The following is a 25,731-nucleotide window of genomic DNA, read 5'->3' as shown; positions in this document are numbered from 1 at the left end:
TGGAAACTTCTCCGAAAACTGTTCTTGAAACCTATATAAGAGAGGTAACAACGCTTGTTCATCTCACTGTGAACGGTGAAGAAATCGTTACAACTGTTGACCACCCGTTCTATGTAAAAAATCAAGGCTTTATCAAAGCAGGAGAACTAATAGTTGGTGATGAACTTCTTGATGTAAACGGAAATGTTCTTTTAGTTGAAAATTTTGCTATTGAGTTGACAGACGAACCTGTTACGGTGTATAATTTTCAAGTGGAAGATTTCCATACTTATCATGTTGGTTGCTTTTATGTGTTGGTGCATAATGCTGATTATAATCAATCGCCTAAGGAAATAATGGCTGAGCGTACTAAGGGCTTGGACACTCGGGAACATCCCTCTAAATATAAGCAGATTAGTGCCAAAGAAAAGTCAAGGTTAGAATCTAAGGTTAGAGATAGAACAATAACTAAAGATGAGTATAAAAAGCTTGAATGGAATAAGAAAATTTCTGCTAAGCGGCAAGATGCAGTAAATGAATTTTGGGATCAAGAACAGATTAGGTTACAAAAGGGTGAGAATGGAACGCGTAATTGGTCTCCTCAACAGAAGGCTGATATCTTAAACGGCAAACGCCCTACTTACAATGGAAAAACCATACAAGGACATCATACGTACAGCGTTTCAAAATACCCACATTTGTCTGGAAACAGCGAAGTAATATATCCTGCTACTTTTAATGAACACTTAAAAGGTTGGCACGGTGGCAATTTCCGTAATAGTTTGCCAGGAGAACCCATTAAAACAATAATTGATTTTTAAGGAGATTACTATGAGAACTGTAGGCTTAAAACTGGAGAGTTCAGTATTCACAGCTACTATGGCTAAAATTATACGTAAATATCAAGAACTACCCATTTCACAAATCAAACAAATTGTTTCAAACAACGATTATGTGTATAAGTGTGATATTATACGTGCGAACGGAATAAAGACACTTTTACACGTTAAAAAAGATTTGTCCAAAGAAGGAATAAATAGCTATATCTATGTAGAGGGAAAGCTAACAAGTGAAGAATATCTGAATAATTTACTTGTATCATACAAGCAGACAGAAGAGCAAGTTGAGGAAGAAATGGACAGAGAAGCATTATTAGAAGATGATGAGTAAATCTAGTTTTATTCATGAACTTAAGCTTTATTATTGAACGCAAATCAGTGGAGCTATCACATTTGTAATGGGAGGCTTTGATACTCTCGCATTAGGTTCAAAGATATTGTTTGGTGATAACTGGTTTAGTGACTTTAATGCGGCTTTGCATGAGAGTTCTATATACAATATAACTCAGACGACTATAGCAAGTGTAGCTGTTTTCACCGGCGGAATGAACAGCGGATTTAACAAGGCAGCTAACAGTGCAGGAGTTAAACCGTCATGTTTTGTGGCAGGAACGCTTGTCATGGCGGTTGCCGGAATGGTTGCTATAGAAACGATAAAGTCAGGAGATAAAGTCATTTCAACAGACCCTGAAACAATGGAAACTTCTCCGAAAACTGTTCTTGAAACCTATATAAGAGAGGTAACAACGCTTGTTCATCTCACTGTGAACGGTGAAGAAATCGTTACAACTGTTGACCACCCGTTCTATGTAAAAAATCAAGGCTTTATCAAAGCAGGAGAACTGATAGTTGGTGATGAACTCCTTGATGTAAACGGAAACATTCTTTTAGTTGAAAATTTTGATGTCGAGTTGACAGATGAACCCACTACAGTGTATAATTTTCAGGTAGAAGATTTTCATACATGTCACGTTAGTGGTTTTAGCGTGTTGGTACATAATGCAAGTGATTTATATGCAAGGAGATCATTTAGACGCAGTGCAAGACAAAAAGTAGAAAGTGAGGCACCAAGAAACTCTAACGGAAAAATGAAATGCCCAACTTGTGGAAAAGAAATACCTGATAAAATAACAATAAATACCAAGAATGGTCCGGTTGATAGAATAGGTTATGACCTTGATCATTATCCAGAGACTTGGGCTGAGAGAAAGGTAAAATTACAATCATTAGAAACAACTCCTACAAGAACAGAAGTTTTAGACTGTTATAATTCAGATTTGAGAGTTCAGTGTCATGAATGCAATATAAAACATATATTTGAAGGAGTGAAAGGAGATTTTGCTGAATGAGTTTAGGTGAAAGTATACTTGACCATTATGAATTGTTTTTAGGAAAATATATAGGTGTAGATAAATATACAAGCGGCGAATACGTTATACAACTTTTGGGATTTGACAGAACGTTTAAAGATTGTTTAACATTCGCATCTTTTGGACTGTCAAATTATTCGAATTTAATTAATAATTCATGTGAAGTAATTATGCCAGTAGATGATGATTATGATAATTGTGCTGTTGTATTTGCGAATGCTTTATTTTATGTTCTTCAACAACAAATGGATTTTGGCAGAGGTACAATAATTGAAGGTCTAGATAACATAATTGCAGATTTTTCAAAAAGGCATAATAAAACAGCGATTTATTTTACGGAACCATATGTTTTACCAGAAGAATTTTCAAAAATTGAAGATCACTTAAAAATGTATATAGCGTTTTTTATTTCAGAAAAAGAACTTGAATTTATTCATAACTATGGTTGCGAAGAATTTGAAAATTTACTAGAAAGTTCAAAAGCTGATATAATAAATCTTAACAGGGAATCTATAGTGTGAAAAAACCGCTTAGAAAACAGTTGTTGAAACCTACATAAGAGAAGATAATAAGCTTATTCATTTGGTAATCAACGGCGAAGAGATCATAACGACTGAAATGCACCCGTTTTATGTGAATGATCGTGGCTTTGTCAACGCAGGAGAACTTGCAGTCGGTGATGAATTGCTTGACTCAAACAAAAACATTCTTTTGGTTGAAAATTTTGATGTCGAGTTGACAGATAAACCCGTAAAGGTGTATAATTTTCAGGTAGAAGATTTTCATACATATCACGTTAGTGGATTAGGTGTATTGGTACATAATGCTGGTGATTATTCTAATCTAAAAGATTCAAAATATGTAGGTGAAGGGAAAAAGTTTACAAAGGCTCAAAAAAGACAGATAATACAAGAAAATATGAGACGAAATGGCGGAAAAATAAAATCTGATATGTCAGGAAAAGAACTTGTTTCCGCAACTCAAAGTAAGCTAAACGTAACGCCAGATCCATTGAAAGTTCAAATTGGCCACATAAAGCCAAGAAGCAGTGGAGGAAGTAATAGTTATTTTAATGCACAGGTTTTATCAAGAGAAGAAAATATTTTTAAATCAAATAAGTGAGAAAAAATTATGTTTGATATTGATGAAAATACAATGGTAATAACAACTGTAGATATTATTAACAAAAAAAAGAAAGTAGTTTTAGTTTTCCATGATAAAGAAGATGGAATGTGGGAATTTCTGGACGGAGAGGACGTTAGTGAAGAAAGTGCTGCTATAATATCGATTTCGGAAATGGAGCAGATTGATTCTTCTATTGGTGAATTATGTGATCTTCCTCTAGGATGCGGCGCTTTCCGTGATGATGAAACGCAGCCATGGAAATGGTTTGAAATAGAATGACCTCTTTTATTAGTGCCAAACAATAATAAAAGTGAAATTTACTAAGATAAAAAATAATATAGGAAAAATAGTCGATGACCCAGATGACATAATCGAAGGACTTGCAACTGGTGATACTGTTAAGGAATTGTTCAGAGTAAATGTAAGTAACGATAACGGTTTAGTAAATGTTACAACTAGTGTTAAGTCATTAAAGTAGACAATTATTTACATCAAGAATTTTTGATATTAAGGAGAATATTATGCGAGATACAATTAAATCAAAAGAGTATTTTGATGAGTATATTTTGAAAATGTCAGAAGGAATCAAAAGATTTGAAGAGGGTATTGCTGCTGGAAAATACTTAAATGACAAGATACTTTTTGTAAAAGATTACATTTTACAAAAAAAATCGGGATAATAATCGCTAAGTATTCAAAAGGTGATTCAATTGAAGAAATAAAAAAAGAATTTGAATCTTCTTTAGATTTGTTTGGTGAAGCTTGGGATGATTCAGTATACGAGAGCAATATTATTTTTGCTTCTTTAGCATATCTTCTGAATTTGGACGATGGTAAGTTGAATATAATAAAAAATAAATTGAGGAAATCTGAAACATATGATTCATTATTAGATTTTATCCTCATTGGAAATAAAAGTGAGTTTGATACACCGAAAATATCCTTCCCTCGTCCATACAAAAAGTTAGTAAAAAGCATTAACGATGAAGATAGAGATGCTTTTCTAAAATATTTGAGAGGATGGTATAAAGGCTCTGTAGATAGTGCTTGGTATGGTACACATGAACTGGTGAATAAATATCAGTATTATGGATATTGGTGTTTTGAAGCTGGTGCTATTGCTAAAAGGCTCCAACTAGATGATAACGATTTACAAAATGAGCAGTATTATCCTTATGATATGGTTCATTTCAATTGAGTAATGACGAGGTGATAAAATGACACTTTCGATAGATGGTCGCTTATCTGAACTTATAGCGAACTCCTGTTCTTGAAACCTATATAAGAGAGGTAACAACGCTTGTTCATCTCACTGTGAACGGTGAAGAAATCGTTGCAACTGTTGACCATCCGACCACCCGTTTTATGTAAAAATCAAGGCTTTATCAAAGCAGGAGAACTTGTAATCGGATATGAACTTCTTAATTCTAATTGCAATGTTCTTTTGGTTGAAAATTTTGATGTTGAGTTGACAAAAGAACCTGTTAAGGTTTATAATTTTGAGGTAGAAGATTTTCATACTTACTTTGTTGGACAGAATAATATTTGGGTGCATAATGCTGAATGTGGCGGCAGTTACAAAGAAGTTAGTGAAAAGAATAAAGAATATAATTCAACGCAAAGTGATTATACGAAAAAACAGCATGCACACCATATGCCCGCACATGATGCTTATCCGGATGATATAAAAGAAAAAATCGGAACAGTCGGTAGCGGAAAAAATAAAAAAGTTAACGGACCGAGTATTCAATGAAAAATTCTGATCATACGCAAACAGCAAGTTACGATAATAAACCAGGCGCAAAGGCATATCGAGCTAAGCAGAAAAAACTGATAGGAAACGGAAAGCTTCAAGAAGCTTTTGATATGGACGTTGCTGATATAAAATCGCAATTTCCTGGAAAATATGATTCGAGTATTCAGCAAGCACAGGATACCCTAAATGATATTATAAAAAAGGTAGGAAAGTAAAATGAGCAAAGAATATGAGTTGTTCCCTTATAGAGGCATTGGCGAACTCTTTTTTGGAATGACACGTGAAGAAATACAACGATTATTAGGAAAGCCTATTTCATCTAACAAATATGGGTTTCCTATTCAAGATCGTATTTTAGACGATTATGGTTTTTTCTATACATTGTTCAATAATCAAATGACTTTAGAAGCTGTTGAGTTTTTTCCTGAATATACTGAAGAAAAAATCGTGTGGATCTATGGTGATGTGTCGATTCAGTTAACAGCCGACAAAGAAACTACATTAGAAGCACTAAAAAAAGTAACTGATGATATCGTAAAAGATGAAGATGAATCAGAAGGCTACTATAGTCAAAAATTAGGAGTTAAACTCTTTTATCCTGATGATGAAGACAATGTTGTGACTTTGATTGTTCATGATCTTCATTGTTACGATGAGGAAGAACAATATTTGAAAGATTTAGAAAATGGTGTCGAATAAAGAAAATAATCTCTAGTTTTTAACCAGAAAAAGAGGTGGTAAAAATGACGAGTACAAATAATGAGCAATTGATTGAGCTTGTTTCAAATGCGCAAATGGCATTTTTCAATGGGCAATACCACGAAGCATTTAATCTTGCACAAGAAGCGATTAAGCTTGATGAGAATTGTGCGGATGCGTATCAATGTGCAGGAGATGCGTATATGTTTTTGTGACAAAAATTACAATGTAATTGTATGCACATTATAATTATACTATTAGGAGTTGTAGTAAAATACAACTGTATAAACTCTGACTATTATTGAGAGCAAAGACGATTTTTACGACGAGTACTACTACATGAAGCCCGAATGTGAAAAAAGCCGTTGGAAAAAATTCAAAGACGGCTGCAAAAAGGTCGGCGAATGGTGTAAGAATCATTGGAAAGAGTTGGTTATAGGTGCTATATGTATTGTTATTGGTGCTGTTTTAACCGTATTGACAGGTGGCTCATTTTTAGCAGCACTTGGTATAGGATTTAAGTCAGCTGCAATGGCAGGGTTTATATCTGGTGGGATTAGTGTGATTAGTTCACTGATAGTTTCGATTTTCAGTGGAGATAGTTTTAAAACGATTTTGGGAAAAGTGTTAAGATCATTTGTAGATGGTTTCGCTAGTGGATTTATGTGGGGTGGAATTTTTGCTGGTGGTGCACAGACAATATCTGCAATATTAAAATTTTCTAGGGGCGGTACATTGATATTTGGCGGTGAACAACTGCAATTATTCAAGCCAAATAATTTCTCAGGTAAAACTTTGGGTAAAATAAAAAAATGGTCTCCAAACGGACTTAATAACCTTAATTCTGGTGGAACATTATTTAAAATTGGAAAAACTTTCAGATTGGATTTTGAGGCTGGAAAACAACTTTTTCATACGCATATTACATATAATTTATACAATAGTATGCCTAATTTCATGAAATCCATGAAATGGATATTTGATCCCGCTAAACGTGATGTACATGTTAGATTGACTTCAATATTAGGAGGAGTAATAGGTGTTACGCAGAAATAATGATCAAAAGAAAAAAGTGAAACAAGCATTTATAGATGGTGATGTTTCTACAAAGTTATTAACAAAAATAATTAAGCTAGCACCATCTTTTTTCTTTCTTGAAATTTGCGATATTTGCAAGAATGATGAATTAACAAAAATTATTACTAATTCTAAGCAAACATATGCATCATTGATAACTAAAAACGAAAATACCGATATTGTTATTGTAGCAAATAATGACTTTTTTAATATATCTGTCAATTTATTGTTTAAAAGCTTATGTGAAACTATAGTTATATATTTTCCTTTTGAAAATATTACGTTTCAACAATTTCTTTATAATTGTGAACCGTACTCAAACAATCCGCAAAAATCAGCTATTATAAAAGGTCTATGTTATATGATCTGTACATGGGTAACAAATGAAAATAGATTATATTTTCATTTTGATAATTTTAAGGGTATAAAAACGTTTGAAAAAATTAAAACGTTAATTTGAAACAATTATATAAATTTAATTTTTACCACAAATTCATTAAGAAAAATTGAATCTTTTGAATAACATTAATGAAAATATTTCCGATGTTGTGACTATTGACTAAAATGTGGCTGATGCTATTGATTTTGCAATTGCTCTAAATGTGCAACATGGTTCTAACTATGAGAATATTGAATTACATTTCGGATTCTCACGAGAAGAGGAAAATCTTTTTAATGGGGAAAATCCTCCAACTGTTGAAGAGTTTAAAAGAAAAGCAAATGAATTGGGTTCGGAGGTTATGAAAGATTTTGTTCACGAGGCATTACAGTATGTTGAATTTAACGATAATTTAGACATTGTGGATTTTGCTAATGGAAGTACTGATAGAATGATATCCTATAGTGGAGATATTATTTCGACAAGGTATGACGATCAGGATTTTTTATCTGATATTGATCCGAATAATATACAGTATAAATTTGAGAACAGTAACAGTAATTTTCTAAAAGTTCAACAAGAATATAATAAGGCTGTAATGGATGGCTGAATCGATCCTAAATCGGAGTTCATATCAAATAATGGTGGTATTGATCAAATTCGCAATAATATAAATTACGATGTTAAATCTACTTTGGGTGCTTATATTGATGGTGAACTTGTAGGAGAAAAAAAGAAGAGAGCAGATAAATATAAACAGCATATTGATGCCTTTATAACATTTTTGCAAGATTAACTTAATGAGGGATTTGTTTATAATGAAACATAAAACCATATTTTCTACGATGATAATTATTACTTGTATTCTTATAATATTTTTGGCTATTGTAATAGGTTTCGGAATATGGTTCTTAAACAGTGATAATGAAACAGAAGCTGATTTACAGTGGAAACGAAAAACCATTAACGACTGTATTAATCAAACAAGTCAGAATTATGATGAGATACGTGAGTTGGTTTGTGATCCGGGTTCTGATGTTGCACTTTTGGGACACGATTATGATTTGCTCAGCAAATTAACGAATCTTGAAACAATTACTATTGTCGGAATCAGTGACGCTTCAGATGCACATAACTTTTTTGAAGAGTTAACTAAACTAAAAAAATTAACTTCTGTTAATATTGTAGATTCACCTATTGGTTCAATAAGAAAGCTGGCAGATATCAGAAGTCTATCAAGTTTATGCATTAGATCTAATCCTTATGGGGGTGCCCGTTTTAAAATTGACGATATTGACTTGCTCGGAACAGAGGGAAGCTTCAAGAATTTAAAATCGTTGGAATTATACGATGTTCAAATTGAAACCTTACCGGATTTATCCGAATTAACGGAATTGAAATCACTTTCAATTTCAGGATCTGATTTTACCAAGCTGGATTATGAAAGTGTTAATTGGGAGAATATTGTATCCCTCAATATAAATTCTACGAATATACACTCAATTGATAAAGAAATTATAAATAAACTTTATAATCTAAAAGCTTTAGATGTTTCTTATTGTAATATTACAGACATAAGCTTTGTGTTAAACTTACCAAAATTAGAAGAGTTCTCATATTTAGGGCATGAGACTCATGGAATTGATTTGAAATGCTTAAATGAACATCCAAATTATGATGAAGCTTGGATGAAAGATTAAAAAGTTTAATAGAAGATAATGTTATAAAAGTAATATCAATTGAATATCCAACTCCGATGAAAAATTGTAACATAAAAAATGATAATATTGATATTTTTGTCAAACTGGAAAACGGAAATAAATATTGCATTACTGTTGCAACAATCGATTGGATAAGCGATCATGTGGGAGAACGGCATTTGCCAAGCGGATCACCTGATTTAATAGTTAAAGAATTACAAAATCAGGTGATTGAAGATGCTGTTAAAGAATACTCAGAAGATGACGCATACTGGCTGCGGGTATTCAGTATGTCTTATGGGGATGAAGTTTCTGATTGATATAAACTTAAAACTTTATGACAATCAATATCAATCTTAGAAATAATCAATCGTGATAAAATATTTAATTATGCTTTAACTTTTATTCAAATGTTTTGAAGATAATGATGCTCAAGAAGGATCAGAAGTAAATGCTTTTCGACACACTTTTTGGATTTCAATTATAACAAATAAGTGGGGAGAGAATATAGGCTTACAAGCTGGTAATGCTCATGAAAAAAATCAAAACGTTATTCATGAAATCAAAGATATATACTCGCATAAGTTTAAAACTTTAAGTGATGCTGATCAAGCAGTTGATTTGTTAAACAATGTTATTGGACGGAAAATTGGAAAAACAACATCAATTGATAGTACATCCAAAGATATAGCAAAAAAAGTATTAGATTACTATTATACAAATGGATTAAATATTGTGAAGGAAACTGATGATGGACATTATGTGATTGTAAAAGAACGACATTCATACAAACGATACAAAGATGATTTAATTATATTGGAAACACTTGAAGAAAACGGATTTCCACCAGATAATAAATACTATAATAAAAAAGGTGATTGAATTGGTCAAGAAATATATTAGAGTAATTTTGATTGGAGTATTGTGTATGGGAGTTATACTGAGCATTTTTTCAATAATAAATTATCGTCATTCAAAATCGTTAAAGGATAAAATTATAAAAAAATGTAATGATGATACCGAGATTATTATACATATGTCTGATTTTACTGGCTTTGAATGGGATAAGTGTATTGTATATGGACCGTCAACGCAAACGAAAGATATATGTGATGCATTTGATATAAATTATAATACATATCTCGATTTAAATTATGGGATTATTTTCCTTAATAATAACAATGTTACTTATGAAGAATTTTTCAAAGTCTCAGATCATGATTTTACAAATAAAATTCCAGAATTTATTATTTATCCATATAGACAAAACGAAAGTACGCAAGTAAAATATGCAAGTTTTGAAAAGAATGAAGCGGAATTTAAATGTATAAAGAAAGATTCTGATAATGGCTATTATTATAGGCTTTACCCTATCAATTAAGGCGACATCGAACAAAGATTTTGGGTTACACTTGATTTTAAATAAGAGCATAAAGTGGTAACAAATGATCCAACGGCAACAACGGATGTATGTTGGTGAGCAGAATGGTATGCATTTTTGAAAAACAATTAATGTGAGATGGAATATTTATTATTTGAAATACTGTATCGAGGTTTAAACTATGAGAAGATGCGAACCACTAAACACATAAAAAGCAAACAGATAATTGAACTTAGAAAACACATGCCACTATTGAAAATGGTTTTGCACCTTGTCAATGCTATATACTATAAATTGGGAAATGATTACTGCAAAACAATTAAAAATAAAATTACATCAATAATAAAAAATGATCCTGAATATGCCGTAAAATATTATCACCCTTTATTTATTAATGATAATGCTGATTTGAAATCACTGAAATCAAAAGTGCTTTCCATAGATGAAAGCATATGTGATGTTGATGATGTTATCAGCTCAATAAAATCATCAACGCAGACCCAAGAGGACAAAATTAAATCACTTGAGTCATTGAAAGAAAATATTAGTGAATACATTTCCGATGTTGTGACTATTGACTAAAATGCGGCTGATGCTATCAATAAAAGCAAAAATGACTTTTATGAGAAATATGAGTACTTATAGCCGGATATTGAGAAAAGCTGGTTGGAAGAAAAAATGGGATAACGCTTGTGAGTGGTGTAAGGAGCGTTGGAAAGAGATTCTCATCACAGTAACAATTGTAATAGGAGCAGTATTAGCTATAGCAATGGTAACAAGTGTTTCAAAGCTAGCTAATTTTGGAACTAGCAATCAATTATTAATTAACATTCCAAGAACTTGTGAATTTACATCAGGTTTATCAGGTCTATTTTCATTAAATGGAAGCATCATCAATTGGTTAAAGGAGAAGTGATAATTGAAAATGCATATGGAATTTGTAACAGTAGGCAAAGCAAGTAGCGATAAAATTCATGTAAAATATAATGATAAAATAGCAACATTTCATGGAGAAATAGGAATAGATTATTTTTTGGTGCTTGCTAATAAAATAGAGTGGTATCCAAATAAAAAAGCAACAATTAATGAAAAAATAGAATTGATGACTATAGCAAACAAAACCTTTTTGGGTGAGAAACGGTTGTATTTTATAGCAGATGATGCAATATGGTTTGATTGGAAAGGTTATCCATTAATTGTTATAGAAAATAATATTATAAAATCAATGAAAATATCATGTGTTTGTGAAGTACTAGCTGAAGTTGATGAGTTTAACGATATTTCCGATTTTTGTTATCTAAAAAAATATATTGCTGAATTAAAAAAAGCAAAGAAACTTTGTAAAAAACACTCCATTAATAAGTATGATGGTTATGGACATAAAAAATTTTATTATAAGTGTACAAAATGTAGAAGTGTTTGGGCTTTAACAGAACCTGACGGCAATTTTAACGGAAGATTGGAAAAACTATAGGTTTATAGCTTTAGACACGATAAAATATATGATCAATTATATTTCCAATCAAAAGTGTGGAATTGAAAAAATAAGCAGTAAAATAGCGGAATATATTTTACTTTTTGATAGTGCTGATAAGAGTAAGTACGTTTTTTTACGATAAGTATGAATACTTAAAAACCGGATATTGAGGATGGAGAATGGCGAGATCATGTATGAGGCTTTCAGAGATGCGACTGACGGAACTGCAGGGTGGTCATTCTCAGATGAGACTTACATAGCAACTTTAGACTGGAAGGAGAAATAATAAATGAAAAAAGTCATCAGCCTTATTTCGAGCTTAGCATTGGTGATATCTCTGAGTAGTTGTGCCATTAAAGAAACGCCTATCATAAACGGTGTTGAGTATAAATACAACGATCAGTTCTACGCAGATACGGTAGATCAATTATTGACATACATAGACGATGGGGATAAAGACGGCGTAAAATCCTTACTGTGTAACGGTCTGAAAAATTCAGATGGTATTGACGCTGATATACAAACGCTGATTGATGGATTTGAAGGCGATATAATTCGCACGACAGAGTATGAAAAGGATACTGTGAGCGCCAGTTCTTCAGGGAAAAATTATACCAGTGCTTTTCTTTCCAGATCATTTTATATTATCACGGATAAGCAAAAATATGGGGTATATATAGCAGTTTGTCCCATCGATGAAAAGCATGAAGATGGGGAAGATCTGGTCGGCGTTTATAACATATCCATAAATACTTTGGATTATGAGTCCGGTGATATCGAGTGTAATACTGCCAATACTATTGAAATTGCAGACCATAACTGCTGCGTTGCTTCCGGTTATGGCGACAGCCGCAGTTATTTAGTGGCTCAGACGGGCAATAAGTACGAAGTTATAGATATTTACAGGATAATCAATCCACAAAGTATTGTAAAATATGATGATATAACCGCATGGAACAGCAGAGATTTTCTGAGCTTTAAGGAAAAATTCGGTGCTCCGTATGCCGAATCTCTTGACAATGACAAGGAACATGTTTTAGCCGATGTATATATGTATGAAATTTCAGACAGCAATAAATATGCGATCGTGGCTGTTGGCAGAGATGACGGCTCGATCAATGCGCTGTCTGTTAAGGATATAGACAGCCGTTGGAGCGAAGATAATAAATATGAATATATTTTAGAAAATGAATAGATTAATGGCAAGGAATTAAATAACAAATGAGCAGCGAAATAATCGGAACAAAATTCAAGTACACGGTATTAACATTGACACCGTTTTCTTCACACCATTTATGCACTGTAAGTCCGCTGCTTTTCTGTGCCTGGATCTGGGCTGACAATTCGGACAGGCGAAATTCGTTCTTTACCGTTGTGATCGTTGTTTTCATTATCTTTATCTCCACATCTAATTTGGTCTAAGCAGCTCTATAGACTTTTTGAGATTGGGTAATTTACTCTATGGAGTTGCTTGAAGTTTATTATACTTCTTTAGTCATCGGTGGGGTAGATGCGGAGGGTTTGACGGTTACATTCAAATTCACAACGTCAATGATAGATGATATTTTAGAAGATGTCCCCGTGATTGATACAAATAGATATACTTGATGTAAAAATAGAAAATGTTTATTCGTCGTTTGGTGGGAAAGGAAATGTTATGAAATTAGAAAAACAAATTACAAATGAAGAGCTGCTTGAACTTACAAAAAAAGCATTTGAAAATAACGAGGTTGCTGAGTTCCTTTGCGGAGAGAAAGGATATGCTTGTCCTATAAGTCACTTTGTTCCAGCAAATGTACCAACGGATTTTAGTAGAATTATAGATTTTGGAGTATACAAACTTTATGAGGAAACTAAAAATGAAAAAATTGTTGCCAAATTCGAAGAAGCCATATTGTATCTTCTTGATTGCGATCCAGCAAAGAATTGGATAGCGTTTATGGTATGTTGGAATCAAATTAGGAATGAAAAAAGACACGAAGCACCATTTAAATTCATTAATCAAGAGTTAATTGAGAAATTGAAGGAAACGCTATTAAAACACGAAAAGGAGCTTCGTGTTTGTAAGGAATGGCAAGGTTGGAATGAAGAAAATGGGCTTTGGCAGGAAATTACAAGAATTAATAACATTGCAACTAAAAATTATGGGGTGAGAATATTATGAATATAGACGAAATATTTAGTAAAGGTGCATCTTATCTAATATCTGAAAAAGGTTATGAAGACTATATTTCAGGCAAAGATGTTACATTGGGACGTCCTGTTGGAGATGATACTGTTGTTTGGGTTGCACCAAGTGCCGAAATTGATGAAGCTATAATTAAAACCAACGGAAATCCAAGGGAATTAGAAACTTTATTGGGTTTACCAGAGAATAGTTTAGGAGATACACCTGTTAGAGTAAATATTGATAATATTTATGGTTTTGATATACGAATACCTGATGCTTCAACTCCAGGTGCTAATCCTAATTTTATTCCTGTTGGAAGCACAAGTGGGGTAGAACAGAAAGAGTCATCTATAATTGTCCTAATTCGGATGTTAATCCTAATATAGGAGAAATTGGCAACACGAATTCAATAAATGGAATCTCAACCAAATAATTAAATAATCTATATAATTCATTAGGAAGAGATTCTGAGTGCTTACGTTTTATTCATTGCATTTACTATACAAGCGCAGCAAGAGGTTTTATAAGGGTTCTCTTTAAAATACCCTTAAATACTTTTATTATTGTGAGGTTTAGACTATGGCATTTGTTAATGAAAAGCTGACTCCAACGCAAAGAGAGAAACTGGCTAAGAAAAAGATTAAGAACCCATACGGGAGCTTTAGGGACACGACAGAAGGTATCACGCCCCTGTACTTAACTATTGACAAAAATTCTGAAACATGGTTAGCACATTGCTATAACCATCATGACACGAATAATGATATAGAGGAATTTATCTTTATGTATAAATCAAATCCGATACCTGTTCAAGCAATAAAGAGTATTCATGAACAACAAGTTTGTTGGAAAATAACACGTATTGATTTCCCGAAAGGATTGCTAAACGATAAAGAATACCTTCAAATTTTGTTAACTGACGCGTTCAAAGCTTACAACATATCCGGATGGCCTGGCGAAGAAAGTGGACAGACCAAGGTAATATATGGCTATGAGTAAGGAGGTGTATTGTAATGTTGACGTTATTGGAAGCATTAGATAAGCTCAATTCAAAATCAGAAAGTGAACTTACGCTTGATTATCTTGAAGAACTTGCTAAAAAAGTATCTATCGAATCTGTGCCTCATTTAACGATTAAAGGCTCTGAGATGACCTAAAATTGGTCTTATCAGAGCCTTTTTTTACATTATGCTTTTTAACGAAATGTCATTTTAGGTTGTGCATTTATTCTGGCAGAAGGACGCAGGCACAGAAACCGGGTCCGGGCTGATAGCAATATATGGTGAGGTCTTTTCCGATCTCAGGGCTAAAATCCTTCAGCGTGTGCTTTGTGCCGTTGAGTGCTACATCTGCGTAAGATACCAGCCATTTTCGGCCTCCGTTACGAAATACTTCATAAAAAGACCGATTCAGCATTTCTTCCACGGGCACACCCTCAACTACCGCCATCTCCTTGTTGCAGTAGCGGAAAATTAAGTCAACACCGTGACCATCTTCATCGAATACAAGCTCGATAACGCAGTAAGCCAGAGGCATTTCGTCCATAATACTGCACTTCTCGTAGAAACCCAATGGCGGGTCGAATTCCTCCTTAGGCGACGGAACGTCTAGCCCAAGCTCCTTACGCATCCGATGTGGATGGGCTGAATGGCAGCTTTGACAAGACCGAGTTTGATATTGCTTCTGCAGAGAATACAACAATTGAAAACGCCCCAACAGACACAACTGCTTTTGGCATTTCCGGAGGTGCGATCACAAAAGATCAGAAGATTGGAACTATTACAGTAAAGATCACCTCAGATACATCAGACACCACTATGGTGAAAAATTTGGAGGATCTGCGCGGTGTATTTGAAAATGGTGGCAAGGCAAAGCTAAACAACGATCTTAACGGAGCATACGAGATGCTGACGGTTTCGTCAGGAAAAGATCTGGAGTTTGATCTGAACAGAAAGACGCTGAGCGTCGAATCTATTTCACTCTCAAATGATGGCAACGAAACGCTGACGCTGAGCAACGGTACTATCGGTTGTTATGTGCAGATGAATGGAAGAGCTGAACAACATCTGATTGTTGGCAATTGTACTCTGAATGGGTTGGGCGACAATAATAATTACTCAGATGTGACCTTGAGAGATTGTGTCATCACGAAAGATTGCTTTACCAGTTATGGCGGCATTTGGAAATTTGAGGAAGTCAATAATATTATCGGAACAATGAAAGTTAAGAAAGATGTCACCATTTCCGGCGACTTTACGTTAGGGACGCTTAAAGTTCCCATGGTTACTACCGGTACGCCGACCTTAAAACTGTCGGGTAATATTCGGATAGGCAAATTCTCCTTTGATAGTGTTTATAGAGAAGAGGCAAAGATCATCTGCGGTGTGGGTACATATAACTTTAAGCCGGATGAATATGAAACAGGCAGATATGGCGGTATTCAACTAGCAGAGGGATGCACCGTCAGCGGACCTGATGAGAACGGCATTTACACCGTTACAGCGGAATAAGGAGGGCAAAAAAATTAGGCAGCCGTTACCGACTACCTAAAGAACTTATTCTATTCTGCAATGACCTTGTATATGATAAATGCCCATAGTGCAAGAGAAATTATCATCACCATATAAAAATACCAGTGTTTTGTTTTGTGACGGAAAAATTCCATGCCCAGAAATCCTCCTGCAAAGCCGCCAAGCAGGCTCAGACCAAGGAGCGTTTTCTCAGGTATCCGCCATTTGTGTGCTCTTGCCTTGTGCTTATCTGCACCAAAAAGTATGAACGTCAAAAGGCTCATTGCGGAAAGATATATTATAATGTATTTCAGCATATCTTTGCCCTCATATAAACAAAGGGCGGAAAAGCTCCGCCCTTGTATTTTTGTTTTTTTACTTGAAGTAAGCTACGCCGCTTTCAAATATCTTCTGATCCTTTTCACCAGGAACGTTCTTTGATACGCAGCAGCCCTTACGCTCTGAGTGACCCATTTTACCAAGAACACGTCCGTCAGGTGAGGTGATACCCTCAATAGCCTGGAATGATGTGTTAGGGTTGCAATGAATGTCAAATGTAGGTTCTCCGTCAAAGTCAACATACTGTGTGGCGATCTGTCCGTTTGCAGCAAGCTGTGCGATCTCCTCTGCTGTTGCAACAAAACGTCCCTCACCGTGTGAGATAGCCACGCTGTGGATATCGCCTACCTCACAGCCTGCAAGCCATGGTGACTTGTTGGAAGCGATCCTTGTGTTTACCATTTTAGACTGGTGTCTTGCAATGGTGTTGAATGTAAGTGTAGGGGAGTCGTCTCTCATATCTCTTATCTCACCATATGGTACAAGACCAAGCTTGATAAGTGCCTGGAAGCCGTTGCAGATACCAAGCATAAGACCGTCACGATTTTTCAGCAGGTCATGGATAGCGTCTGTAAGTCTTGGGTTTCTCAGGAATGATACGATGAACTTGCCTGAGCCGTCAGGCTCGTCGCCACCGCTGAATCCGCCTGGGAGCATTACTATCTGTGACTCTTTTATCTTCTTCTCCATTGCGTCAACAGACTCCTTGATAGCCTGTTCTGTGAGATTTCTTACAACGAAGATGTCAGCCTCAGCTCCTGCCTTTTCAAAGGCTCTTGCTGTATCGTATTCGCAGTTTGTGCCAGGGAATACAGGGATAAGCACCTTTGGCTTTGCCACCTTGATAGCAGGTGCAACTCTCTTGTCTGCCTTGTAGCTGTACTTTTCAGGCTTTTCAGCAGGCTCTTTCACATGAACAGGATATACAGGCTCAAGCTTGCCCTCCCAAAGTGTCTGGAGCTTGTCAAGGCTTATTGTGTAGTTGTCTGACTTTATCTCGTAGCTTTCTGTTGTTTCACCGATAACTCTCTCGTCAGTGTCAACGCCCTCTGCAAGCTCGATAACAAATGCGCCATAGCAAGCTCTGTAAAGCTCTTCTGCTGTGAGCTTGTCTGTGAACTTAAAGCCTATCTTGTTACCAAATGCCATTTTTGCAACAGCCTCAGATACACCGCCGTAGGATACAGCCCAGCATGAAAGCACCTTGCCCTCAGCAATAAGCTTTTCTACATTTTCAAATACTGCCTTAAGTGAATCGAAGTTCACAAGCTTGTTGTCGTCATATTCAGGCTTGATAAGGATTACCTTAGAGCCGGCCTTCTTAAATTCCTGTGAAACTACCTTGTCTGCGTCTGTTACTGAAACAGCGAATGAAACAAGTGTAGGTGGAACGTCTATTTCCTCGAATGTACCTGACATTGAGTCCTTACCGCCGATAGAACCGCATCCTAGCTCTATCTGTGCCTTGTATGCACCGAGGAGAGCAGACATAGGTTTGCCCCAACGCTCAGGATCATTCTGTGTTCTCTCGAAATACTCCTGGAATGTGAGCCAGCACTTCTCATATGTACCGCCTGTTGCGATGACCTTTGCGATAGACTCAACTACAGCGCTCATTGCGCCGTGGTATGGGCTTACAGATGAGAGATATGGGTCATAGCCCCAGCCCATAATGGAGGTTGTCTTTGTATTGCCGTGAAGAACAGGGAGCTTTGCAGCCATTGCCTGTGTAGGTGTGTTCTGATATTTACCGCCAAATGGCATAAGAACTGTGTTTGCACCGATTGTTGAGTCAAATCTCTCAATAAGACCCTTCTGTGAGCATATGTTGAGGTTTGATATCATAGACTCCCAGCGGTCAGCAGTGTCAGCATCGTTGCTCTCTGCTGCGAAAACAGGAGCAGGGATAGAAATATCTGTGTGCTTTTCAGCTCCGTTTGAGTTAAGGAACTCTCTTGTAAGGTCAACGATAGTGTTGCCGCACCAGTTCATTTTAAGTCTTGGCTCAGCAGTTACTCTTGCCACCATTGTTGCTTCAAGGTTTTCCTTTGCAGCCTCAGCCATGAACTTTTCAAGGTCGCTCTTTGCGATAACAACAGCCATTCTCTCCTGTGACTCAGAGATAGCAAGCTCAGTGCCGTCAAGACCGTCATACTTCTTTGTAACAGCGTCAAGGTTGATAGAAAGTCCGTCAGCAAGCTCGCCGATAGCAACGGAAACTCCGCCTGCGCCGAAGTCGTTGCAGCGCTTTATCATTGAAGTAACTTCAGGGTTTCTGAACAAACGCTGAAGCTTTCTTTCCTCAGGTGCGTTACCCTTCTGTACCTCAGCTCCGCAGTTTTCAAGTGAGTGGAGGTTGTGTGATTTTGAAGAGCCTGTTGCTCCGCCGCAGCCGTCACGTCCTGTTCTTCCGCCAAGGAGGATAACGATATCCTCAGGCTCAGGTCTTTCACGTCTTACGTTCTCAGCAGGAGCAGCACCGACTACAGCACCTATCTCCATTCTCTTCGCAACATAACCCGGGTGATATATCTCGTGAACGTGACCGGTAGCAAGACCTATCTGGTTGCCGTATGAAGAATAACCATTTGCCGCACCTACAACTATCTTTCTCTGTGGAAGCTTACCTGTGATAGTGTCCTCAACAGGAACCAGCGGATTGCCTGCGCCTGTTACTCTCATTGCCTGGTATACATATGAACGTCCTGACAGAGGGTCTCTGATAGCGCCACCAAGACAAGTTGCCGCACCGCCGAAAGGCTCGATCTCTGTAGGGTGGTTGTGTGTTTCGTTTTTGAACATGAGCAGCCAGTCCTCAGGATTGCCGTCAACGTCAACAGTTATCTTAACGGAGCAAGCGTTTATCTCCTCACTCTCGTCAAGGTCTTTGAGCAGACCAGCCTTTTTAAGCTGCTTTGCGCCGATACAAGCAAGATCCATAAGTGTAACAGGCTTGTCAGTTCTGCCTGCATAAAGGTCTTTTCTTGTGTTGATATAGTCTGCAAAGGTAGCAGCTATGTAGTCTGAGTCGATAGAAACGTTGTCGACGATAGTGGAGAATGTAGTATGACGGCAGTGGTCAGACCAATATGTGTCTATCATTCTTATCTCAGTGATAGTAGGGTTTCTTTTTTCAACGTTTTTGAAATAATCCTGACAGAACTTGATATCGTCAAAGTCCATTGCAAGACCCAAGTCTGTGAGCATGAATCTCAGGTCATCGTCTGTTGAATAGATAAAGCCCTCAACAGTCTTGACTGTGGTAGGGATAGTATACTTGATATCAAGTGTATCAAAGCAATCAAGGGAAGCTTCTCTTGACTCAACAGGGTTTATCATATAGTGCTTGATCTGGTCAAGCTCTGCTTCTGTGAGTTTGCCAGAAACGATATAAATTCTCGCTGACTTGATAGTAGGTCTTTTTCCTCCAGTGAGAAGTGAGATACACTGTGCGCAGGAATCAGCTCTCTGATCGAACTGACCTGGCAGATACTCAACTGCAAAAACAAACTCGTCAGCTTTTACAGCAGGCAGGTGATCGTAAGTAACATCAACAGCAGGCTCAGAGAAAACGACTGGTGCTGCAAGGTCGAAATCCTCTCTTGAAAGACCCTCTGCGTCATAGCGGTTTATAACTCTCAGACCTGTAAGGTTTTCAAGTCCCAGAGCTGACTTTATTCCGCTGATAAGTGAATTTGCTTCAACTGCAAATTCAGGCTTTTTTTCTACATAAATACGGTAAACAGACATGGCTACATCTCCTTATAATAGTTACTTCTATTATACTACATTTTTCGCATATTTGTCAATAAAATTCTTATTATTCGGCAGGGCATATAATTATGTGTGAATAAGCGTTGGCTCACTTGTTGATTTTTTTAGTTCATAAAAGCAGAAATACCGCACCATTACAGTGCGGTATCCCTAAAATATTAATCTGCAAACGGATTTTCTGTTGGATAAAGCATACCCTTTGGCTGATTGAAGCCTATGTCTGTTATGCCAAGATATGTCATAACACTGTGGAGTGCCTTTCCATAGTGACCAAAAGCAACAGCACCGTGGTGAGGATAGTTCTTCTGAACGAGAACATGGCGATAAAATCTGCCCATTTCGTTGATAGCGAAAATACCGATAGAGCCGAATGAACGTGTTGCCACAGGAAGAACTTCGCCCTCTGCAATATATCCTTTGAGCTGTGCGTCAGCCGTTGACTGGAAGCGGAAGAATGTTATATTTCCGTCAACGATATCGCCCTCGAGAGTACCTCTTGAAATATTAGGCTCGCTGTCTGGCTCAAGATTTCTCTTCATGATACGCTGGAACTTCATCTCAGGCTCTTTTACAAGGCATGAAGCTGTGTTTCCGCAGTGGAAGCCCATGAATGTATCCCTATGTGTGTAAGGGAACTTTCCTGCGATATCATCATTGTATATGTCCGCAGGAACAGTGTTGTTGATATCAAGGAGCGTAACAGGCTTCTGTGATACACAAACGCCTATGTATTCGCTGACAGCACCGTAGATATCTACTTCGCAGGCAACAGGAATGCCTATCTTTGTAAGTCTTGAATTAACATAGCAAGGAACGAAGCCAAACTGCGTCTGGAATGCAGGCCAGCACTTGTTTGCAAATACAACATATTTCCTTGAGCCTTTGTGAGCTTCTGCCCAGTCAAGAAGAGTAAGCTCATACTGCGCAAGTCTTGGAAGGATGCCTGCCATTTTATTGCCCTTGCCAAGCTCTGCTTCCATGTCAGCCACAACAGCAGATATTCTCTCATCGCCGGCATGGGCGTTGAATGACTCGAAAAGGTCAAGCTCTGAGTTTTCTTCTATCTCAATACCCATATTGTAGAGCTGTCTGATAGGTGCGTTGCAGGCAAGAAAGTCCTGTGGACGTGGTCCGAATGAGATTATCTTCAGATCCTTAAGACCGAGGATAGCCCTTGCAACTGGAACGAACTCGCTTATCATCTTTGCACACTCGTCAGGTGTACCAACAGGGTACTCAGGGATATAAGCCTTGATGTTTCTCAGTGCAAGGTTATAGCTTGCGTTGAGCATTCCGCAGTAAGCGTCGCCTCTGTTGTCGATAAGTGCATCACCGCATGGTTCTTCAGCAGCCGCAACGAACATAACAGGACCTCCAAACTTCTTTGCTAGAAGTGTTTCTGAGGACTCAGGTCCGAAGTTTCCAAGATATACAACAAGTGCGTTACAGCCTGCTGTGTTTACCTCGCCGAGAGCCTTGAGCATATCATTTTCGTTCTCCACAACTGTAGGACATTCGTAGATATCTCCGTGAGCCTTTTTGTACTCCTGACAGACCTTGATACGTCTTGATTCTGAAAGCGACATAGGGAAGCAATCTCTTGAAACTGCAACGATGCCAAGTTTTACTTCTGGTATATTTTTCATGTTTTAACCTCCAATTTTCATTTATTTATGACTTTATTCTAGCATACCTTTGTGCTGTTTTCAATAGCTTTTTGTGCAAATTTTAGTGAAATTTAGTTAGCTGCCCAGCATGAAAAAGTGCGTTAGCCCAAGCCACTCTCTCACCCAATATGTGAACAGGTATCGTGGCTCGGTGTAGGCTGAATAAGCGGTGACATTATCCACCCCCTGAGCCTTTGCTATAAGGCTTGCACGGTATTGATGAAAGCCGTCTGTGACGATAGTCATATCATGGCTCATGCCGAGTTCATCGAGTATCTTGAGAGAGTTTTGGATATTTTCGTAAGTTGAAGTGGACTTGTCCTCCATTATTATCCTGTCGCTGTCCATGCCTTTTTCAAGAAGGTAATTTTTCATTGCCAAGGCTTCGCTTATTTTCTCATCATCACCCTTGCCGCCTGAAACAATACAAAGCGTATCGGGATTGTCGTTCATAGCCGTAATTGCAGCGTCAAGTCGTCTGCGTAACATTCGTGAGGGACGTTCGCCTTTTACCTGACAGCCAAGCACAACTATAACATTGGCTTTTTCAGGACGGTTTTCCTGTGCTTTGTACATAAGTATGGAAAGAATACCCACATATATTATCCCAGCAAGTATCAATGTGCTTATAAAGATAAGCCCGAATTTACCTGCGCCATGTCCCCATATTTTTGATATAATACCGCAGAATTTTGTCCAGTTTGCTGTTATGAGCATTAGTATCACCGAAACGATGATGCCAAGCAGGTTGCCCGAACATATAACAGGAAATGGTACAAGAAACAGAAACAACAGCAAGGTTTCCAGTGCAAGCAATATTATTTTTACGCTCATTAGTTATCTCCTTGTCTTTTTTGTACTATTATAACACATAGCCTTTGCGATTACAAGTGCAAAAGAAAAAGCGCTCCGCAGCAGCAGAACGCTTTTATAAGGAATGATCTAAGTTGAGATCAGATCACCGAATTTTTCGAGAAAATCACGCTTGTCGTCATATTTAGCTACCAGCGATACAGTTTTCTTTGTGCCAAGACCGAAAATACCCATAAGTGATTTTGGATTGAGTATTTTTGTTCCTGACTGCACCACCAGATCGTATTTGCAGCTTAAAGCCGCTTCATGCAAAGTCTTGATGTCATTAAGATCGTTTATCCTGATATAAGCTTTGATCATGTTCGTGATTATGCCCTAAGGCATATCCTCCTTTCGCAATAATAACCTCTGAAAAAGTAAAAAGAACCGAAAATTTCTGAGATTTTCGTTTCTTTTTACATTAGCAACAGCAGTTCTATACTTATATGTCACATATCTTAATCCATATATAATTATATGCCTGTGTGAACAAATAGTAAACAGATATTGTGCAAAATATTATATACGAAGATATTAATATGAATTTTACTTATTTCATGTTAATTTGTTATATAAAATTTGGATAATTAATCATGTTAAAACGTTTTAGTTAATGTGGAACTTATATAAAAGCTATAACAAATCAGCTAAAAGTTTTCTTATTACGAAAATCTCAAACGTTTTATATGCGTTTTGAATGAAAATACAACAAAAGTAGAAAGTGTATATTCGTAAATATATTAAACTATATGATGATATTTTGCAAAAATGCGAAATCGTTTAAATTTTGCAACAAAAAAAGCACTGAGCTTTTAAAACTCAGTGCTTTCGTGATATCAAAGTTTAGTCAACAATAAATTCTTTGATCTCGTCAAGGAATTTAGTAGCGTCGTCTGTGTGTGCTACGAGCTGGATAGGATTTGAAAGGTCAAGGCTGAAAATACCCATAATTGACTTAGCGTCAACTGCATATCTTCCTGACGCAAGATCCACATCAAAGTCGTACATAGAAACTACACTTACAAACTTTTTAACCGCTGCAATGGAATCGAGCATGATTTTTACCTTTGTCATAAATATTCCTCCTTCAGAATGATCGGTATATCCGATCTTGATTCCCACATAAATTCTGTAGATCTTTTCTCTACAATTTATATTATAAACGATTTTTCTGATTTGTCAATGGATATTTGCAAAAAAAATTAAAATATGGTACAATAGTCAAGAGTGATAAAAATCAAAGTTTAGATTTATGCAATATGCACATATATTACCGTGATTTATTGTGCATTATAAACATTTGGCTACTGAAAGGAAATCAAATATGAAAGCCTTTTTCTATACATTCGGCTGCAAGGTAAACCAATATGAAACAGAAAATATAAAGGAAGCAATGCTGTCCGAGGGGTATGAGGTCACTGAGGATTATGCTGATGCAGAGGTTTGTGTTGTAAATACCTGCACTGTTACCGCTCAGTCGGACTCAAAATGCCGACAACTTATCCACAAGATAAAAAAAGCTAATCCTGAGTGTCTGATAGTTTTGGCAGGCTGTTTTCCGCAGGCTTTTGAAAAGGAAGCTTCTGCTCTTGACGAGTGCGGTATCATAGTTGGCACAGGTGCAAAAAAGGAGATACCTGCCCTTATAAAAAGGTATATCACAAGTGGCGAGCGTATTATCAGGATAGTTCCTCGTGAGAGGGGAGAGGCTTTTGAGAAAATGACAAACTCAGGTGCTGACCAAAAAACTCGTGCGTATATCAAAATTCAAGACGGCTGTGATCAGTATTGCACCTACTGTATTATCCCCACTGCTAGAGGACACATCTGTTCAAAACCTTTGGAGGATATCGCTCCCGAAGTTCAGCAGCTCGTTGACTCAGGTCACAAGGAGATAATCCTCACGGGCATAAATCTTTGCTGTTACGGCAGAGACTTCAAAAACGGCACGCGGCTCATTGACGCTGTTGAAGCCGCCTGCGGCTGTGATGGCGATTACAGAGTGCGTATCGGCTCTGTTGAGCCTGAGCTTATTTCCGATGAAGATATCCTGCGAATGTCAAAGCTTGAAAAACTCTGTCCGCATTTTCATCTTTCCCTGCAAAGCGGCTGTGACGAAACTTTGAAGCGCATGAACCGCCATTATGATACGGCGGAGTATGCCGAGCTTTGCGAGAAGCTTCGCAGGTATTTTCCAAACTGCGCTATAACCACCGACATAATGGTGGGCTTTCCACAGGAAACTGACGAGGAATTTGAAAAGTCGCTGGCATTTGCAAAGAAGATATCTTTTGCAGAAACGCATATTTTCCCGTATTCACGCAGACCTACCACTGTTGCCGACAAAATGAAAGGTCAGCTCGACCGCAAGACCAAGCACAGTCGTGCGGCTCAAATGGCAGATGTATGCAACGAAACAAAGGCTTTGTATCTCAAAAGTCTTGTGGGCACAGTGCAGGAGGTTTTGTTTGAAAAGGAAACAAGCTCTCAGTGGCACCAAGGTCATGCGCCAAATTATGTGACAGTGAAAATACCGAGGACGAGCGAAGAAGTTTCTTTAAGGCGACAGCTTTTAAAGATAGAGATAACCTCGTCAGATGGCGAGTTTTGTTACGGAAAACTTATATGAGTACAAAA

35 protein-coding genes and 1 pseudogene are annotated in these 25,731 nt (G+C 37.0%); 29 read left to right on the top strand and 7 right to left on the bottom strand.

What is annotated here, in order from left to right; translation table 11 throughout:
• The 27 genes and pseudogenes from DW938_RS15145 to DW938_RS14805 form a co-directional block, all read left to right on the top strand.
• Nucleotides 1-800 (top strand): polymorphic toxin-type HINT domain-containing protein (locus DW938_RS15145; RefSeq protein WP_278278291.1); only part of this gene is annotated, 800 nt, incomplete at its 5' end.
• A 10-nt stretch (nucleotides 801-810) separates the two neighbouring features.
• On the top strand, nucleotides 811-1,149 hold the full coding sequence (locus DW938_RS10210; RefSeq protein ID WP_117878352.1) for a hypothetical protein: 339 nt from the start codon (nucleotides 811-813) through the stop codon (nucleotides 1,147-1,149).
• A 67-nt stretch (nucleotides 1,150-1,216) separates the two neighbouring features.
• Nucleotides 1,217-2,167 (top strand): polymorphic toxin-type HINT domain-containing protein, encoded by a 951-nt coding sequence (locus DW938_RS15140; protein WP_242992489.1) that lies wholly within the window; start codon nucleotides 1,217-1,219, stop codon nucleotides 2,165-2,167.
• Complete coding sequence (locus DW938_RS10195; protein WP_118124698.1) at nucleotides 2,164-2,709, top strand: suppressor of fused domain protein; 546 nt, start codon at nucleotides 2,164-2,166, stop codon at nucleotides 2,707-2,709. Before DW938_RS15140 ends, DW938_RS10195 begins: the two co-directional genes overlap by 4 nt.
• Nucleotide 2,710: 1 nt before the next feature.
• Nucleotides 2,711-3,310, top strand: a pseudogene (locus DW938_RS10190) (polymorphic toxin-type HINT domain-containing protein); the annotation flags it as partial.
• 9 nt (nucleotides 3,311-3,319) lie between these two features.
• Nucleotides 3,320-3,592: a hypothetical protein gene (locus DW938_RS10185; RefSeq protein ID WP_207659939.1), complete on the top strand. Its 273-nt coding sequence runs from the start codon at nucleotides 3,320-3,322 to the stop codon at nucleotides 3,590-3,592.
• 242 nt (nucleotides 3,593-3,834) lie between these two features.
• Nucleotides 3,835-3,993, top strand: coding sequence for a hypothetical protein (locus DW938_RS15135; RefSeq protein ID WP_242843671.1), 159 nt, complete (start codon nucleotides 3,835-3,837; stop codon nucleotides 3,991-3,993).
• Complete coding sequence (locus DW938_RS10180) at nucleotides 3,984-4,511, top strand: PoNe immunity protein domain-containing protein (protein WP_347517417.1); 528 nt, start codon at nucleotides 3,984-3,986, stop codon at nucleotides 4,509-4,511. Before DW938_RS15135 ends, DW938_RS10180 begins: the two co-directional genes overlap by 10 nt.
• Before the next feature lie 144 nt (nucleotides 4,512-4,655).
• Nucleotides 4,656-5,066: a polymorphic toxin-type HINT domain-containing protein gene (locus tag DW938_RS10175; protein WP_207660701.1), complete on the top strand. Its 411-nt coding sequence runs from the start codon at nucleotides 4,656-4,658 to the stop codon at nucleotides 5,064-5,066.
• A complete protein-coding gene (locus DW938_RS10170) occupies nucleotides 5,063-5,284 on the top strand; it encodes a hypothetical protein (RefSeq protein ID WP_118124694.1) in 222 nt (73 codons plus the stop codon). Before DW938_RS10175 ends, DW938_RS10170 begins: the two co-directional genes overlap by 4 nt.
• A gap of 1 nt (nucleotide 5,285) precedes the next feature.
• Nucleotides 5,286-5,768 (top strand): hypothetical protein, encoded by a 483-nt coding sequence (locus DW938_RS10165; protein WP_118124693.1) that lies wholly within the window; start codon nucleotides 5,286-5,288, stop codon nucleotides 5,766-5,768.
• A gap of 44 nt (nucleotides 5,769-5,812) precedes the next feature.
• A complete protein-coding gene (locus tag DW938_RS14810) occupies nucleotides 5,813-5,983 on the top strand; it encodes a hypothetical protein (protein WP_181984413.1) in 171 nt (56 codons plus the stop codon).
• Nucleotides 5,984-6,107: 124 nt separating this feature from the next.
• On the top strand, nucleotides 6,108-6,824 hold the full coding sequence (locus DW938_RS10160) for a hypothetical protein (RefSeq protein ID WP_118124692.1): 717 nt from the start codon (nucleotides 6,108-6,110) through the stop codon (nucleotides 6,822-6,824).
• Nucleotides 6,808-7,305: a hypothetical protein gene (locus DW938_RS10155; RefSeq protein WP_118124691.1), complete on the top strand. Its 498-nt coding sequence runs from the start codon at nucleotides 6,808-6,810 to the stop codon at nucleotides 7,303-7,305. The genes DW938_RS10160 and DW938_RS10155 overlap by 17 nt, the downstream gene beginning before the upstream one ends.
• Before the next feature lie 106 nt (nucleotides 7,306-7,411).
• A complete protein-coding gene (locus DW938_RS10150) occupies nucleotides 7,412-7,834 on the top strand; it encodes a hypothetical protein (RefSeq protein WP_118124690.1) in 423 nt (140 codons plus the stop codon).
• 208 nt (nucleotides 7,835-8,042) lie between these two features.
• The gene (locus tag DW938_RS10145; RefSeq protein ID WP_118124689.1) at nucleotides 8,043-8,924 is read left to right on the top strand and encodes a leucine-rich repeat domain-containing protein; all 882 of its coding nucleotides are present in this window, start codon (nucleotides 8,043-8,045) and stop codon (nucleotides 8,922-8,924) included.
• A complete protein-coding gene (locus DW938_RS10140; protein WP_118124688.1) occupies nucleotides 8,909-9,244 on the top strand; it encodes a hypothetical protein in 336 nt (111 codons plus the stop codon). The genes DW938_RS10145 and DW938_RS10140 overlap by 16 nt, the downstream gene beginning before the upstream one ends.
• Nucleotides 9,245-9,545: 301 nt before the next feature.
• Nucleotides 9,546-9,806, top strand: coding sequence for a hypothetical protein (locus DW938_RS10135; RefSeq protein ID WP_118124687.1), 261 nt, complete (start codon nucleotides 9,546-9,548; stop codon nucleotides 9,804-9,806).
• A 46-nt stretch (nucleotides 9,807-9,852) separates the two neighbouring features.
• Nucleotides 9,853-10,305, top strand: a complete 453-nt coding sequence (locus tag DW938_RS10130; protein ID WP_117958429.1) for a hypothetical protein — start codon at nucleotides 9,853-9,855, stop codon at nucleotides 10,303-10,305.
• A gap of 138 nt (nucleotides 10,306-10,443) precedes the next feature.
• The gene (locus DW938_RS10125) at nucleotides 10,444-10,887 is read left to right on the top strand and encodes a hypothetical protein (RefSeq protein WP_038671446.1); all 444 of its coding nucleotides are present in this window, start codon (nucleotides 10,444-10,446) and stop codon (nucleotides 10,885-10,887) included.
• A 10-nt stretch (nucleotides 10,888-10,897) separates the two neighbouring features.
• Nucleotides 10,898-11,221 (top strand): hypothetical protein, encoded by a 324-nt coding sequence (locus DW938_RS10120; protein WP_207660700.1) that lies wholly within the window; start codon nucleotides 10,898-10,900, stop codon nucleotides 11,219-11,221.
• A gap of 3 nt (nucleotides 11,222-11,224) precedes the next feature.
• Entirely contained in the window at nucleotides 11,225-11,779 is a 555-nt protein-coding gene (locus tag DW938_RS10115; protein ID WP_046442060.1) for a hypothetical protein, read from the top strand.
• Between the two features lie 292 nt (nucleotides 11,780-12,071).
• Entirely contained in the window at nucleotides 12,072-12,977 is a 906-nt protein-coding gene (locus DW938_RS10110; RefSeq protein WP_118124686.1) for a DUF5104 domain-containing protein, read from the top strand.
• 390 nt (nucleotides 12,978-13,367) lie between these two features.
• Entirely contained in the window at nucleotides 13,368-13,946 is a 579-nt protein-coding gene (locus DW938_RS10100) for a hypothetical protein (protein ID WP_118124684.1), read from the top strand.
• A complete protein-coding gene (locus DW938_RS10095; RefSeq protein ID WP_118124683.1) occupies nucleotides 13,943-14,338 on the top strand; it encodes a hypothetical protein in 396 nt (131 codons plus the stop codon). The genes DW938_RS10100 and DW938_RS10095 overlap by 4 nt, the downstream gene beginning before the upstream one ends.
• 193 nt (nucleotides 14,339-14,531) lie before the next feature.
• Complete coding sequence (locus DW938_RS10090) at nucleotides 14,532-14,951, top strand: hypothetical protein (protein ID WP_118124682.1); 420 nt, start codon at nucleotides 14,532-14,534, stop codon at nucleotides 14,949-14,951.
• 14 nt (nucleotides 14,952-14,965) lie between these two features.
• Nucleotides 14,966-15,109 carry a hypothetical protein gene (locus DW938_RS14805; RefSeq protein ID WP_181984412.1) on the top strand — a complete coding sequence of 48 codons (144 nt, stop codon included), beginning with the start codon at nucleotides 14,966-14,968 and terminating at the stop codon, nucleotides 15,107-15,109.
• Nucleotides 15,110-15,176: 67 nt separating this feature from the next.
• Here the strand turns inward: DW938_RS14805 and DW938_RS10085 are convergent, their stop codons facing one another.
• Nucleotides 15,177-15,524 (bottom strand): hypothetical protein, encoded by a 348-nt coding sequence (locus DW938_RS10085; protein WP_118124681.1) that lies wholly within the window; start codon nucleotides 15,522-15,524, stop codon nucleotides 15,177-15,179.
• 62 nt (nucleotides 15,525-15,586) lie between these two features.
• Between DW938_RS10085 and DW938_RS10080 the strand changes: the two genes are divergently transcribed.
• Nucleotides 15,587-16,462, top strand: coding sequence for a hypothetical protein (locus tag DW938_RS10080; RefSeq protein ID WP_118124680.1), 876 nt, complete (start codon nucleotides 15,587-15,589; stop codon nucleotides 16,460-16,462).
• Between the two features lie 50 nt (nucleotides 16,463-16,512).
• On the opposite strand, the gene DW938_RS10075 is transcribed toward DW938_RS10080, so the two are convergent.
• From DW938_RS10075 to DW938_RS10050, 6 genes are all read right to left on the bottom strand, one after another.
• Nucleotides 16,513-16,779, bottom strand: coding sequence for a DUF1294 domain-containing protein (locus tag DW938_RS10075; protein ID WP_117864549.1), 267 nt, complete (start codon nucleotides 16,777-16,779; stop codon nucleotides 16,513-16,515).
• Between the two features lie 58 nt (nucleotides 16,780-16,837).
• Complete coding sequence (locus tag DW938_RS10070) at nucleotides 16,838-20,551, bottom strand: phosphoribosylformylglycinamidine synthase (protein ID WP_118124679.1); 3,714 nt, start codon at nucleotides 20,549-20,551, stop codon at nucleotides 16,838-16,840.
• A gap of 182 nt (nucleotides 20,552-20,733) precedes the next feature.
• Complete coding sequence (locus DW938_RS10065) at nucleotides 20,734-22,221, bottom strand: L-fucose/L-arabinose isomerase family protein (RefSeq protein WP_118124678.1); 1,488 nt, start codon at nucleotides 22,219-22,221, stop codon at nucleotides 20,734-20,736.
• Nucleotides 22,222-22,317: 96 nt separating this feature from the next.
• Nucleotides 22,318-23,076, bottom strand: coding sequence for a YdcF family protein (locus DW938_RS10060; protein WP_118124677.1), 759 nt, complete (start codon nucleotides 23,074-23,076; stop codon nucleotides 22,318-22,320).
• Nucleotides 23,077-23,184: 108 nt separating this feature from the next.
• The gene (locus tag DW938_RS10055) at nucleotides 23,185-23,415 is read right to left on the bottom strand and encodes an HPr family phosphocarrier protein (protein WP_118124676.1); all 231 of its coding nucleotides are present in this window, start codon (nucleotides 23,413-23,415) and stop codon (nucleotides 23,185-23,187) included.
• Between the two features lie 522 nt (nucleotides 23,416-23,937).
• On the bottom strand, nucleotides 23,938-24,168 hold the full coding sequence (locus tag DW938_RS10050; protein WP_022287796.1) for an HPr family phosphocarrier protein: 231 nt from the start codon (nucleotides 24,166-24,168) through the stop codon (nucleotides 23,938-23,940).
• Nucleotides 24,169-24,418: 250 nt separating this feature from the next.
• Between DW938_RS10050 and mtaB the strand changes: the two genes are divergently transcribed.
• A complete protein-coding gene (mtaB, locus tag DW938_RS10045; protein WP_118124675.1) occupies nucleotides 24,419-25,723 on the top strand; it encodes a tRNA (N(6)-L-threonylcarbamoyladenosine(37)-C(2))-methylthiotransferase MtaB in 1,305 nt (434 codons plus the stop codon).
• The last annotated feature ends 8 nt before the right edge of the window (nucleotides 25,724-25,731 follow it).

Origin of the sequence: Ruminococcus sp. AM43-6, from assembly GCF_003461785.1 — a bacterium.
Classification (GTDB): Bacteria; Bacillota; Clostridia; order Oscillospirales; family Ruminococcaceae; genus Hominimerdicola; species Hominimerdicola aceti.
Note: the sequence above shows the minus strand (reverse complement) of the source record. Positions and strands in the feature narration are given on the sequence as shown.